Consider the following 13,478-nt stretch of genomic DNA (forward strand, 5'->3'; position numbering starts at 1 on the left):
GAATTAATACTAAGCCCGGCCACCTTTCCAACCAAACCTTGTGACCAGTTAGAAGAAACCGCACGCATGACTTCATTTCCATCAAGTTTACTTGTCGAATACCCTAATCCTCGTTCATTTCTTTTAATCCCCAATGCCGTTACAACGACATCATTCAAGGCAACGTTTTTTTCATTCAACCGGATGATCCATTCAGTGTTCTTCCCGTGATAAGAAACAATTTCTGTCTCGTATCCCAAATAACTGAAGACAATCTTATCCGTAGTTTTAAGTGTTTTCGGAGATTTAAGAATGAACTTTCCATCGGTATCCGTAACCGTTCCTAGAGTTGTGCCTTTTACAGACACACTAGCACCAACAAGCGGTAAATCATTTATATCAACCACCTTCCCTTTAATAACTGTTTGTGCTTGAACAGTCATAGCCATCAGACTAAATAAAAGAATAAAACTTTTCTTTAAAATAAACACCATAGACAACATTTTTAATTTTTTGATGCACGAAAGTATGCGCACAATGTTTCAATAGTGTTACATCACAATTAAGAATAGATTTTATTTTACAATCACCAGATCCATTTATCAACCAAAATAGGGCCATTCAGACATAGTCCCAACAATATACATCAAAATAGGAAAACCTATCAATGCCTAATGATTATACTTGCTGATTTGGAAAACAAAACGAATTGATTAAAATTTAAGAGGGTATGGACAGAAAATCCATTAGAACGAGAATAATTTATACCTCTTACAATTTTTCAAGAAAATATAGAGTAAAAAAATACCTGCAATTGCTTAAACGAAAATGCGTTTAAGCAATTGCAGGTAAGAAGTTTTAATATCTTCTATTTGAATTATAACCTCCGCGACTTCCGCCACCTCTGTTATATCCTCCGCGACCTCCACCGTTTGATCTTTCTTCTCTCGGCTTAGCCACGTTAACGTTAATTACCTTACCGTCATATTCAGCACCGTTCAATTCATCGATTGCTTTTTGTCCCATAGCATCATCTGAGATTTCAACAAAACCGAAACCTCTTGATCTACCTGTTTCACGATCCATAATAACTTTAGCTGAAGTAACTTCACCGTATTCAGCAAACAAAGTTTGCAAATCAGCGTCATCAACGCCATAACTTAAATTTGAGATGTAAATGTTCATCAAGTACAAATTTTAATTGATTAATAAATTACGATTGAGATTGCACAATGAAAGAAAGTCTACTTAACGATACAAATACATGCTAGGAAAGTGATTTAAATACAATGGATTCAACTCAATCTGGGACAAAGGTACTCTTTAATTTTGGATAAGCAAGTAATTTTGCAAATTATTTTATTGAACATCAATCATACCAAGGATTACAATAAAACGCCCCCTCCCGGTAACGAAGCACCGGAAGAGGGCTAAACACATTATTTATTCACACACTACAAATTTTTCAGTTCCGAATCAATCAATCCATAACAAACGTGAAAACGTTTTCCAACACGTTAGAATACCCCTCGTTCTTGATCAGAATTGAAACCCGGTATTTCCCCTTCGGGGCTTTACAATCAAAAGGCAGCTGCATCCGTCCTCCCCCGTATATCACCAGTTCACTCCTGAAAATTTCGGCATTTCCATCCTCCGAAGTCACGTCGGCGATAGAATACTGAACAGGTTCCGTTCCCAACACCCCCTCGATTGTCGCCGTGGTCCAAGGAAGTCCCTGTTCAACAGTAGAGGAATAGGAAAGATACTGGTTACATATTCTTTCCGCTTCAGCAACAGAATATCCCATGCCATCACCCTGAAAACCTTCCCCCAGATAAAATTTCGCATCGTCAATCAGATACTCCTCATCATAATACGCGTTCACCAAAGACTCTATTTCATCTAACCTAGCAGATATTTCATCCATCCGATCTTCATCCGGAAACTCCTCTCCCTCCAATCGATCCATTTCTTCATACAGCTCATCCATTTCCGATTCCAAATCTTGTATTATCGGTTTCGCTTTATACGCCATGGCCAGAACCTTCCCCAACCCCTCCAAGGGCCAGTACTGCTCTTCCATCTCGGCCATTTTAACTTTCACTCCATCCACCCCGATATGCAGCGAATCGATCCCGTATTTCGCATAGGTGGTTCTCAAATAACCGACCGTTACATCTTGGCAGCCCACGAATCCCAAAGCTGCTATCACCAATAAAGTATATATTCTCTTCATCATATCAATAAATACTAGAAATTAACGATGTCAAGTCAAAATTGTAACTCAACGCATGAACTACCCCGTTCGTCATTTGAATATCCGTGGAAACAATCCGATTTTTCTCACTATTTTCCGTGTTATGCAAATAAACGTAAAGCCCAAATTCCCCTTTCTCCGGTATTTTATTATAATCTTCCCGGAAAGTATAAGAAAACAAATCTCCATCCAGCGTGGAATAAACCTTTCCATCAATTTCCTTACCGGTCGTTTCTTCCAAATTTCCCTTGGGGACATCATTCACGGTCAACCGTTGCGGAACAATCAACTGATTTAAAATATACTGGCAAACCTCTTCCGGAATATCCGACACCTTGTTCCAAAGTTCCCCATCTTCCTCAATTTCCACGTTATGATCCAACATCATGCGCAAGATACTCAAGTTCGTCACCCCGAAAAAAGTAATTTGCTGATTTGGCATAGAACCGTCAAAATAAGCCTTCATTCCGGCATTCTCGATCAGTAATATCGTGGAATCCCAATCATCCGGTTGCGAGTGTAAATATTCCCATACCGTGCAATCATGTTTCCCGTTTGCCAACCCGGTATCTATATACTGGTAATTCGTGCAAGCACCCAATCCCACGGCAACACACACGACCAAACTCTTGATAAATACATTTATTTTTTCCATAACCAATACGAATTTTGAGTCATTAATTCATTATTCACAAACGCCTTCTCGCCCACGGGCAAATAAAGAGCCCCCCGGTCTATTTCCTCCTGCGTGAGCATGGAATAAGCCAAAGACAACCGGTTCAAATAACCATTGCGCACGATGTCGAAATAACGTTGCCCTTCACCGAACAATTCCCGTTCCCGTTCATTAAAGACCTCTTCCCGCAAGACTTCGCTCCCCGTGGGACCATCATATTTTTCCAATCCGGCCCGTTCCCGAACATCATTCAAATCCTCCACGGCATTCGGCATATTCAAGCGGGTGCGACACTCGGCACGAAGTAATTTCAGGTCTGCCAATCTCCAGATCACTTTATTTCCCTCCACCGAAATTATTTTCCCTTCATTTCCGACTGCAACCGAGGTGATCACTTTGTTCCATTTAACAAAATAAGCCCAAGGAGACGGGGTATCATCATCCTCATATAACGTCTGTGTCCCTAAATGATACCAGAATGAATCCCGGCGCACATCCTCTTCTTCCGGGTACATATCTTCCACCGTTTCCACCGAAATCCTCGTGTACCCCACTCCCGGACCATCAATATCACTCGGAAGAAGCGAAAAATAAGGGTACGTACACAACAAAATACTGGGATATAAATACATCGGCATATAAGAATTTCCCTCATACTCGTAGTCCTTACTAGTCACCTCGATAGCAAAAATCGTTTCGTCGCTTTCCCGACCTTCTCCAAGCGTGCGTGCCTTTAAAGCAGCAATATCCGGTTCCAACCGGTACGCCCCGCATTTACCTTCAATCACATCAGAAGCGTATTGTTCAGCTTTTTCCCAATACGTCTTTTCTTTATAAAGGCCACCCATCCACGCGTAGATGTTTGCCAACAATGTTTTCACGGTTCCGCTACTGGCATATTGTTTCGAAGTCAATGAATTTCCATACGAATCAGTCAACTGATCGTACTGGGGCAACACGAGCGCCTTCTCTGCGTATTGAATGGCAGTTTCCAGCACTTCCTTCGCCGGACTTTTAGCGAGAGGGTCTTTTGCTTCGGCCCCCGAGGAAATCGGGGCATCCCCCCATTTCCGTGCAATCTCGAAATAAGCGAATGCTTTCATGAAACACGCTTGGGCCAGCCAGAACTCTTTCCGTTCATCCGTGATCCCGGTAAATCGAGAAGCATTCTCCAACAACACGTCCGCCTTCCCGATCAGGGCGTAATACCCGCTCCAAGATTCCATTTTAGCAGGATCCGTGAAAATTCCAACATTCAGATTCCTTACATTTTCGTTTTCATACTCATCACAAGGCAGGGCGGCAAGATCAAGGAACGAAAGGTTGCTATATGTCATTAACCCCCACAACTGAAGTTCCGCCGCCATCATATCTATAACGACTAACTCTACGTCTGATTCCGTCTTAAAATAATTCACGAACGTCACGTCATTCTCCGACTCCACCGTCAAAAAATCATCACACGAGAACAGCGGTAATATAAGCAGATATACTAACAATTTTCTCATAATATCTTTTTTAGAAATTTATACTTAAACCTACTGTAAATTTCCGAGGCAGGGGATAAGCCCCCAGATCATCTATACCATCATAAATACTGACGATTTCAGGATCGAGCCCCTTGTAATTAGTCAACAAGAATAAATTCTCTGCCGTAACATAAATTCGGGCACTGGTCAATCTTGCTTTTTCAATCACCCGTTTATTCAGATTATAACCTAACGTCAGTTGTTTTAATCGCAACAGGTGTACATTTTCAATATCACAATCATACTTTCCATCATACTGTAAATCGTTCCCGTTATAAGATTGCAAATGAGGATAAGACGGGTTCTCCGTTTGAGCATTTTCCCAAGCATGAATCTTACTAATATCCACCAGAAGAGGACGGTTAGGTTCATCCCCGGGCATTAGACTGGCGTCATCATACACCCGTAGGATATGCCTTCCTAACGAATAATTAAACGCCAAGTTTAAATCAAAGTCTTTCCAACGCAAATCAAAGAAAATACCACCATGCACTTTCGGTAACGGGCTGGCAGCATAATACTTATCATCTTCGGTAATATTGCCATCCCCGTTCAGATCCAGAATCCGACGAGTTCCCGGGAAAAAGATACTTGTACTCGTTCCATTAACATACAACAGTTGCTTCTGACCACTCGGCAGATACATGTAAGGCACCTCATCCATCGTGTTATAAAAACCGTCTGTTTTATAAACCTTCATCTGGTACAATGGCTTACCGATCACCTGTTCCTGATAATCCATTTTGTCATAACTTTTCTCGAAACGACTCCAGTTCCGGGAGGCCGTCAATTTCATTTTCCACTTAACAGCCGTTTCTCGTAATATATCGGCAGCCAACTCCAGCTCGACACCCTCGTTCGAGGTTTCCATGGCATTCCGCCACTGCATCGCAAACAAATAAAAATCACCCGGTAAATCGATCTGGTTCAACTGATCTTTCGTGTAACGATAATAGTAATCGAACACCACCTTGAAACGATAATTCATTAAATCCAAGTCCAAACCAATATCATACTGATCCGTCTTCTCCCAACTCAACGTGGGATTAATCAACCCACCCTGTGCAGACTGTTTCATTCCATATTGACCGAGAAATGTTCCCGTTCCCGAAGAGAACAACCCTTGAGCCAGATAAGGTTGACTGAATTTCAACCCGGAAGTACCCCAGCTTGCCCTGATCTTACCGAAACTCAACCAGTAGAACCTTTTCATGAAAGATTCCTGCGAGAAAGCCCAACCGGCAGACACGGACGGGAATGTTGCCCAACGTACATCTTCACCGAAAACAGAGGAACCATCCCGCCGGATCGTTCCCTCCAACATATATTTTTCCTTGTAGTTATAATTCAACCGGGCAAAATAACTACACATCGTTTCTTCCTTCAATTCAGAACTATACTTGTACGCACCTGTTGCCTGTTTTTGTCCCACGCCATATACCACGTCAAAAGCTCCTCCCCATCCGCTACCCACGTAATGGACGTAATCACTAGGTCCTTTCCTTCCTAACCCGCTATTCGTGAAGTGCTGATCCTTTTCAAAAGAGAGACCGAGTAACACGCCAAAATGATGATCCTGTTTCAAATTAAACTGGTAATTCAACAGGTTCTCATTCAAGATATTGATACTACGGGCAATAGTCCCCTCGGAAGTTGAAAAATGATTTTGACGATCGTACGTGCTCGGCATAAATTTATTCAGATTCTGCTGGTTAAAATCTATGGACCCGGTAACAGACAAGTGCAAATTACGGATAAACTCGTAATCCAGTTTCATGTTCAACCGCAACGTGTAACTATTATTTTTCTCGATCTTGGCATTCAAATCTTCCAACATATACTCCTCCACGTAACTCCCTCCCGGCAACAAGGATGAAGTCGAATTTGGATTAACAGAAACACCCTCTATCTTGGAACCGCCACTCCCGGCTCCCTTCACCCCGCCCCGGCTCCGGTCACTGTAAGCGAAAATAGTCCGCAAATCCATCGTGAATCGTTTCACCGGTTTAGCCGTCAAATTAGCGGCTAAAGTTGCCCGTTGAAAATCAGAACCGATCATAATCCCCTCTTCCTTGAAATACCCGAGTCCCACCACGTATTGCACGGCATCATTTCCCCCGGAAGCCTGTAAATTAGCGTTCAACACTTTTGCCGTCCGGTACATGTACCGCCACCAATCGGTAGAATTATTGAAAAAAGGATTCAAACTATCCTGCAAATAGATCCGGTCCCCACTACTCCAAAAATCATTGTACACGGCACCTGTATATCCATTAAGGACAGCATTATACACCTCCGCGTAAGAGGTCGGCACCTTCCATTCATTGCGATTCGGATTGTAATAAGGCTCCCGCGCATTCTTAAAAGCGTTCAGCGCGTACAAACGCTCTCCCTGACCACCTGTCATCTCCACCGTCTTGGGTAACCAAGAGGCAGAATAAGATAACGTTGCCGAAATATGTCCCTGACCGGAGCGCCCCTTTTTCGTCGTGATCAGCACCACCCCGTTACCGGCACGAGAACCGTAAAGAGAAGCAGCCGCAGCATCCTTCAGCACCTCGATCGACTCGATCATCGACGGGTCAAGATTCGCCAGCGTGTTAGCCCCTGTTACATCAGAAGTGAACGCCTGCATCGGCACCCCGTCCACCACGTAAAGTGGAGTACCGGCATTACGATCCTGACTTTCACCTTTTATTGATAACGTATTGTACCCCCGAATAGCAACGATAGACCCGCCACCACCGGGAGCCCCGGACAAGTTATTTACCTCCACTCCGGCCATACGTCCCTGCAACAAACTCTCCAGACTATGCGTCGGCAATTCCTGAATCTCGCTCCCCTTGATCGAGGAAACAGAACTCGTCATCAACCTCCTCTTCTGCGAACCGTAAGCAACAACCGTCACCTCGTCCAAGTCGGAAACATCTTCCTCTAGGGTAACCCGGATCGTGTCTCTCGTCACGGCACTGAAATTCACCTTCTTCGTCTTGTATCCCACGAAAGAGAACACGAGCGTCCCCCTTTCCATCGGCAAGGTCAACCGGAAAACCCCGTTCACGTCCGTGGCCGTACCCACTGTCGTGCTATCCAGCCGAACCGTCACTCCCGGCATCGGTATTTTCTTACCATCCGTGACTTTTCCCAAGATAATTTTCCCTTTCTGCGGCTCGGCCGGGAGCGCGGACAGGATGATAAATTCATCCATCAACTCGTAAGTCAACCCGGTTCCCTCCAATATCTCACGCAACACCACGTCCAAACGAGTATCCTTGAAATTCACGTTCAAGCGGTAATCACTATTCAAACGGTGATTATTATACACCACCGTATAACCGGTCTGTTTATGAATCTCGGAAAAGATTTCCTTGAAACTCAACTGGCTCCCCGTGACGGTCATCGTCTTCTGGGCTAACGTGCCGGCCGTTACATTCGTGATAAACACGACCATCAAAAAAACGCCTAACTTCATAACCTGACAAATTTTTGACAACTTGTTGTGTACAACAAGCCTGTTTCTTCGTTTTTTATTCATACTTTTGTTTCGAGTTAGTTAATATTTACGGTATTACTAAACCTCCCGGAGCGTGGTAGCAACACGTTTCGGGATTTTATTTTTCATATATTTTAATCTGATCTCCGAAATCGACAAATGAAATATCCCTCGTCTTCTCGATCATTTTCAACACGTATTCCAGATCCCGGTATCTCGTCACGGCCCCGGTAAAACGCATCTGTTTCACCTTCTCGCTGGCAAAAGTGAATTTCACTTGATACCAGCGTTCCAACTTCACGACCAACTCTTCCATCGACATATTCTCGAAATAAAAATACCCGGTACGCCAAGCGCTCACCCGACTGACATCCTCTTTCGTGAGAACGATCGAAGTACTCGCCTTGTCCATACGGACCACCTCTCCCGGCACCAACGCTCGGGTCTGTCGATTCCGTGTATCCTCGAATTTCACTTTCCCCTTTAACAATGCCACTTCAACCTTCGCCTCATCCGTGTAATTCATCACGTTAAACGACGTCCCCAACACCTTGACATTTGCCTCCGCCGTTTTCACCACAAAAGGCTTTAACGAATCGGAAGTCACCTCAAAAAAAGCCTCCCCTTCCAAATAAACGGCTCGTTGATTCCCGACAAAATGAAGAGGGAACTTCAACTTCGAATCGGAATTCAACCACACGTTCGTTCCGTCTGCCAGCGTCAGATTATACTCACCTCCCCGGGGAACAATCACCGTGTGATATTCCTCTGTCATCACGTCCTTTCCGCCCTCCTGAGGGAACAGATTTTTCACGGAATCACTCTTCAAGACAATCCCTTCCGCCAATGGTACGGTTCGATCATCCTCTCTACCCAGCATGACCTCGTTCCCTGATGGAAATTGCAAAATAGCCTCTCTCTCCCCGTGCTTACTCTCCAACAAACTGATTTTAGGCAATGTCTCCGGCACCAGTTCTTTCCGGTTCGTGTAGTACACGTGGAAAATGCCCGCCAACAGTAAGACCGCCGCCGCAGACGAGACCACGCCCCACACGAATCGTCTCTGCCGTTTCTGCCTTTCTTCCCGCCATTTTTCCAGTATCTGGGTCTTCATCCCCCCTGCCCGTTCCTCACGTGAACTTAACCGCAGTCGTTGGCACATCTTCAGCGTTTGTTTAAAGCATTGCTCTTGCTCCGGGGTCTCCTTCACCCATCTCTCCAAATCCATCTTCTCCCGCTCGGAAATATCTCCCAAGTAAAAATCAATAATCCGTTCTATTACCTCATCCGAAATCCGGTTCATATCATTTCATTTTGCCTCTAAGACGGGAAAAGCCAAAAACGGGTGAATCAACAAACACATTATTTTTCAAAAATCAACAATTATCCACTTTACAAGCTACATACGATTGTTTCATTCAATAAAATATTTTAGATTTGTACGATAAATAAATTCATGAAAAACCAAAACGATCTCGACCACGATTTGCAGCACATCTTCGATAAATACGCGAAGAACTTGTGTCTTTACGCCCTCAATTACTTGGAGACAGAGGCCGATGCGGAAGACATCGTGCAAGATGTCTTCATTCGTTGTTGGGAAAAAAGAGATATTTTGTTATCAGACGAAAAAGTGATAAAAACCTACCTTTTCAATTCTGTCAGAAACGCTTGCTTGGACAAAATAGAGAAAAAAGATGTCATGCGTTACCACATCGACATTATAAAGCAAGAAATTATTGACGAGGAAACCATCACGTTTGACGAACAACTCCTTCTGGAAATCAGAGAAGAACTGGCACAAATGCCCGATCAAACCCAAAAAGTCATTACCCGCATATTCATGCAGGATATGAAATACCAGGAAGTCGCCGACGATCTCCACATCTCGATCAACACCGTCAAAACCCTGTTACGCAACGGGATCAAACACCTGCGTTCCCACTTCTCTCAACACCTGGAACTCTTAATTTTCTATCTCCAAAAAGCGACACGATAAACAGACTTTCAGCCCTTTTCCGTTTTATTTATTAAACATTTGATCATTTTCTTCACATTTATTACCTTCGTGAAAATTTAATCTAATCCTTAGCATGAAAAATACATTCATTACCACGCTCTTATTATTAATCGTCGTATTTTGCTCTGCCCAAGAGAAATACGTTCCTTCACAAGAAAACCTTACCAACCGGGAATGGTTCCGGGATGCCAAGTTCGGTATGTTCATCCACTGGGGAATATACAGCATGCTGGCCGACGGCGAATGGGTGTTAACCAATAAAAGCCTGAACGAGGCGGAGTACCAAAAACTGGCCGACGGGTTCTACCCCTCCAAATTCAATGCCGACGAGTGGGTCCGCATCGCCAAGGACGCCGGCATGAAATACATCTGTTTCACCTCCCGCCATCACGATGGATTCTCGATGTTCGACACGAAACAATCAGATTACAATATTGTCAAGGCTACCCCTTTCAAACGGGATGTTATCAAGGAATTGGCCGAGGCCTGCCAGAAACACGGGCTTAAATTATTCTTCTACTATTCCCATATCGACTGGCACCGTCCGGATTATTACCCGTGGGGACGCACGGGACGGAATACGGGTCGTACCCCTTCCGGCATGTGGGAAGATTACTTGAAATTCATGGATGCCCAGTTAACCGAATTACTTACCAATTACGGCCCGATCGGTGGTATCTGGTTCGACGGTTGGTGGGATAAACCCGATGCGGACTGGCAACTGGAAAGACAATACACATTGATCCACCGCCTTCAACCGGGATGCCTGATCGGGAATAACCATCACAAAGCCCCTTTTGACGGGGAAGATTTCCAAATGTTCGAACGGGATCTACCGGGACAAAACAAAGCCGGGTACTCTGCCGATGCAGAAATCAGCGCCCTACCGTTGGAAAGCTGCGAGACCATGAATAACACGTGGGGCTACAACATCAACGACCGAAATTTCAAATCCACGAAACAACTCATCCACACGTTGGTGGGTGCCGCAGGGAACAATGCAAACTTATTATTAAACGTGGGCCCCCGTCCGGGTGGAGATTTCCCCGAAGGATCAGTTACGCATTTGAAAGAAATCGGAGAATGGATGCGCACCTATGGTGAAACTATCCAAGGAACCCGTGCCGGAACCATCCCTCACCAAGACTGGGGAGTCACGACCCAAAAAGGAAATAAACTCTACGTTCACATTCTAAATTTGAATAAAGACCAGCTTTTACTCCCGATCACCAATAAAAAAGTGAAGACCATCGTGCATTTCAAGGACAAAACTCCGGTGAAATACACCAAAACAAAAGAAGGAATCTTGCTACAACTGGGAAGTGTCCCCACGGACATAGATCATGTTATTGAAATCACTTACCGATAATAGCGGTCAAAAACCCTGTTCATCGGAAAGAATATAACATGGGATTACCCCTAAGCTCCCCTTGATTCATGATTGGGCTATCCTTTCGCTATATCATAAACATAGCATCAACATAACAATAACACCGCATAAACACATTCTTATATTTATGTCGTGTTATTGTTATGCCAAAAGAGTACCTTTGATGTAACGCAAAGATAGCCCAAGGAATAAGAACGATGAAACCAAGAGGCGATCAATCTATTCTAAATCTAGTCCTTTGCCGAATATCTTGTGATGAGGCCCCGATCATCACCGTGAACCATCCCGGCTCAACCCGCCAGTTCAACGAGGTGTCAAGCACTCGTAAATGTTCTTCTGTAAGGACAAATTCAACCCTCCGGGATTCTCCCGAAGTCAAATGAACCCGTTGAAAAGCCTTGAGCTGCATGAAAGGAGTAACCACCGATGCCTGTTCGTCCCGCAAATACAATTGAACCACCTCATCTCCGGCACGTCCTCCCACATTCTTCACATCTACCGAAACCCGAACCGAATCCCCCTCGACACGCACATCAATTCCCTCGTAAACAAAAGTCGTGTAACTCAACCCGAACCCGAAAGGATATAACGGGGCAGCAGTTCCCTCCACATAATCATGTCGTTCGGCAGATTTATGATTATAATACACGGGTAATTGACCCACGTGACGAGGATAAGACAAGGGGAGCCTCCCGGCAGGGTTATAGTCCCCGAACAACACGTCCGCAATGGCCCGACCACCCTCACCGCCCGGATACCAAGTCGTTAAGATCGCCGGGATATGTTCCGCAGCCCAGTTCAACTCCAAGGGACGCCCTTGAACCATGACCAGCACGACGGGCCTACCCGTGGCATATAACGCTTTCAATAATTCCACTTGCTTGCCCATCAGCGACAAACCAATCCGGTCAAACCCCTCTCCTGACTCCATATCACTCACCTTGCGTTCATTCGCAACGGCAGCCCCTGTCTCCAAAAAATCCGTTTCAAAATCTCGTGCGCTAGAGCCCCCCAAAACCACCACAACAACATCGGAATTTTTTGCAGTCTCACAAGCCTCCCCGATCGACGTGTCCAACGTGTCCCGCACAGCACACCCTTTCACGTAACGGACTTCCGCACCGGGCAACTTTTGCCGGATACCTTCGAGTACAGTAATTACCGAACCGGGTGCCTGTGGTGCCGTATAGTCTCCCAACTGATTATAAACATTATCTGCATTCGGCCCGATAACCGCTACCCGTTTCACCTCCTTCGACAAGGGTAACAATTGATTTTCATTTTTCAGCAACACAACAGACTGGCGAGCCACTTCCCTCGCCACCTCCCGATGCCCGGACGTGCCGATCAGCTTTTCTGCCTTCTTCACCTTCACGTATGGATTATCAAACAATCCCATTTTAAACTTTAACCGTAAAATACGACTCACGGCCCGGTCAATGTCAGCCTCGGCCAATCGCCCCTCCCGGCAAGCTCTCACCAAATCAGCACTGAAACAATTTCCACCCAAATCGGAATCCACTCCCGAACGTAAAGCCAATATCCCGGCCTCGTCCCTACCGGCTGCCACTCGCTGCGACATCAACCCATCTATCGCGTAGAGATCCGAAACCACAAAACCAGAGAATCCCCACTGATCCCGTAAAAGCTGATTTGTCAGGAATGGATTCGCCGTACAAGGAATCCCATCCACCTCGTTATAGGCCGTCATCAATGATAACGCCCCCGCTTTCACGGCCATCTCGAAAGGATAGGACAACTCTGTCAACAATTCCCGCACTCCCACATGAGCCATCCCGGCATTATGCCCGCCTTCAGGTACCCCGTAAGCCGTGAAGTGTTTCAACGTGGCTATAACATTTTTGCCACTCCCCACGTTTCCTCCCTGCAACCCCCGGACATAAGCACTTCCCATACTCCCACTCAAGAAAGGATCTTCCCCGTATCCCTCTTCCACCCGAGACCAACGCAATTCCCGGGCAACATCCAGCACAGGCCCGTAACCGATATGCCCCCCTTGTAAACGGGCCTCCAATGCCACGATTTCGGCCACTCGCTCCTCCAGTTCCGTGTTCCACGTGCTTGCCCTCCCGATAGCCGTGGGAAACACAGTCGTCCCGATAGCCATATGCCC

The 13,478-nt window shown here is 45.3% G+C and carries 10 protein-coding genes; 2 read left to right on the top strand and 8 right to left on the bottom strand.

Annotation, left to right across the window (positions count from 1 at the left end; translation table 11 throughout):
• The 7 genes from AB5542_RS19790 to AB5542_RS19820 all read right to left on the bottom strand — a co-directional run.
• A partial coding sequence (locus tag AB5542_RS19790) for a carboxypeptidase-like regulatory domain-containing protein (protein ID WP_368243375.1) occupies nucleotides 1-473 on the bottom strand: 473 nt, incomplete at its 3' end.
• 364 nt (nucleotides 474-837) lie between these two features.
• Nucleotides 838-1,164 (bottom strand): RNA recognition motif domain-containing protein, encoded by a 327-nt coding sequence (locus tag AB5542_RS19795; RefSeq protein ID WP_087420886.1) that lies wholly within the window; start codon nucleotides 1,162-1,164, stop codon nucleotides 838-840.
• A 295-nt stretch (nucleotides 1,165-1,459) separates the two neighbouring features.
• Nucleotides 1,460-2,218 (bottom strand): ABC transporter C-terminal domain-containing protein, encoded by a 759-nt coding sequence (locus AB5542_RS19800; protein ID WP_288215146.1) that lies wholly within the window; start codon nucleotides 2,216-2,218, stop codon nucleotides 1,460-1,462.
• Nucleotide 2,219: 1 nt separating this feature from the next.
• Nucleotides 2,220-2,891: a hypothetical protein gene (locus AB5542_RS19805; protein ID WP_087420884.1), complete on the bottom strand. Its 672-nt coding sequence runs from the start codon at nucleotides 2,889-2,891 to the stop codon at nucleotides 2,220-2,222.
• Nucleotides 2,879-4,420, bottom strand: a complete 1,542-nt coding sequence (locus AB5542_RS19810; protein WP_288215145.1) for a RagB/SusD family nutrient uptake outer membrane protein — start codon at nucleotides 4,418-4,420, stop codon at nucleotides 2,879-2,881. Before AB5542_RS19810 ends, AB5542_RS19805 begins: the two co-directional genes overlap by 13 nt.
• Nucleotides 4,421-4,430: 10 nt before the next feature.
• Nucleotides 4,431-7,913: a SusC/RagA family TonB-linked outer membrane protein gene (locus AB5542_RS19815; protein ID WP_288215144.1), complete on the bottom strand. Its 3,483-nt coding sequence runs from the start codon at nucleotides 7,911-7,913 to the stop codon at nucleotides 4,431-4,433.
• 139 nt (nucleotides 7,914-8,052) lie between these two features.
• Nucleotides 8,053-9,237 (bottom strand): FecR family protein, encoded by a 1,185-nt coding sequence (locus tag AB5542_RS19820; RefSeq protein ID WP_288215143.1) that lies wholly within the window; start codon nucleotides 9,235-9,237, stop codon nucleotides 8,053-8,055.
• A 153-nt stretch (nucleotides 9,238-9,390) separates the two neighbouring features.
• On the opposite strand from AB5542_RS19820, the gene AB5542_RS19825 reads away from it, so the two are divergent.
• Together AB5542_RS19825 and AB5542_RS19830 are read left to right on the top strand one after the other, a co-directional pair.
• Nucleotides 9,391-9,933 (top strand): RNA polymerase sigma-70 factor, encoded by a 543-nt coding sequence (locus AB5542_RS19825; RefSeq protein WP_087420880.1) that lies wholly within the window; start codon nucleotides 9,391-9,393, stop codon nucleotides 9,931-9,933.
• A 94-nt stretch (nucleotides 9,934-10,027) separates the two neighbouring features.
• Nucleotides 10,028-11,323: an alpha-L-fucosidase gene (locus AB5542_RS19830; RefSeq protein ID WP_288215142.1), complete on the top strand. Its 1,296-nt coding sequence runs from the start codon at nucleotides 10,028-10,030 to the stop codon at nucleotides 11,321-11,323.
• Nucleotides 11,324-11,558: 235 nt separating this feature from the next.
• Here the strand turns inward: AB5542_RS19830 and AB5542_RS19835 are convergent.
• The coding region (locus AB5542_RS19835) for a glycoside hydrolase family 3 C-terminal domain-containing protein (RefSeq protein WP_368243376.1) at nucleotides 11,559-13,478 on the bottom strand (1,920 nt) is incomplete at its 5' end.

The sequence above is a fragment of the Butyricimonas sp. RTP31003st1_G1_RTP31003_210430 genome (assembly GCF_040920905.1).
Taxonomy (GTDB): Bacteria; Bacteroidota; Bacteroidia; order Bacteroidales; family Marinifilaceae; genus Butyricimonas; species Butyricimonas paravirosa.

What these genes read in the sequence shown, in the direction of transcription:
- AB5542_RS19810 (WP_288215145.1), bottom strand. Translation starts at nt 4,420, where the DNA reads ATGAGAAAATTGTTAGTATATCTGCTTATATTACCGCTGTTCTCGTGT.
- AB5542_RS19800 (WP_288215146.1), bottom strand. Translation starts at nt 2,218, where the DNA reads ATGATGAAGAGAATATATACTTTATTGGTGATAGCAGCTTTGGGATTC.
- AB5542_RS19795 (WP_087420886.1), bottom strand. Translation starts at nt 1,164, where the DNA reads ATGAACATTTACATCTCAAATTTAAGTTATGGCGTTGATGACGCTGAT.
- AB5542_RS19805 (WP_087420884.1), bottom strand. Translation starts at nt 2,891, where the DNA reads ATGGAAAAAATAAATGTATTTATCAAGAGTTTGGTCGTGTGTGTTGCC.
- AB5542_RS19830 (WP_288215142.1), top strand. Translation starts at nt 10,028, where the DNA reads ATGAAAAATACATTCATTACCACGCTCTTATTATTAATCGTCGTATTT.
- AB5542_RS19815 (WP_288215144.1), bottom strand. Translation starts at nt 7,913, where the DNA reads ATGAAGTTAGGCGTTTTTTTGATGGTCGTGTTTATCACGAATGTAACG.
- AB5542_RS19825 (WP_087420880.1), top strand. Translation starts at nt 9,391, where the DNA reads ATGAAAAACCAAAACGATCTCGACCACGATTTGCAGCACATCTTCGAT.
- AB5542_RS19820 (WP_288215143.1), bottom strand. Translation starts at nt 9,237, where the DNA reads ATGAACCGGATTTCGGATGAGGTAATAGAACGGATTATTGATTTTTAC.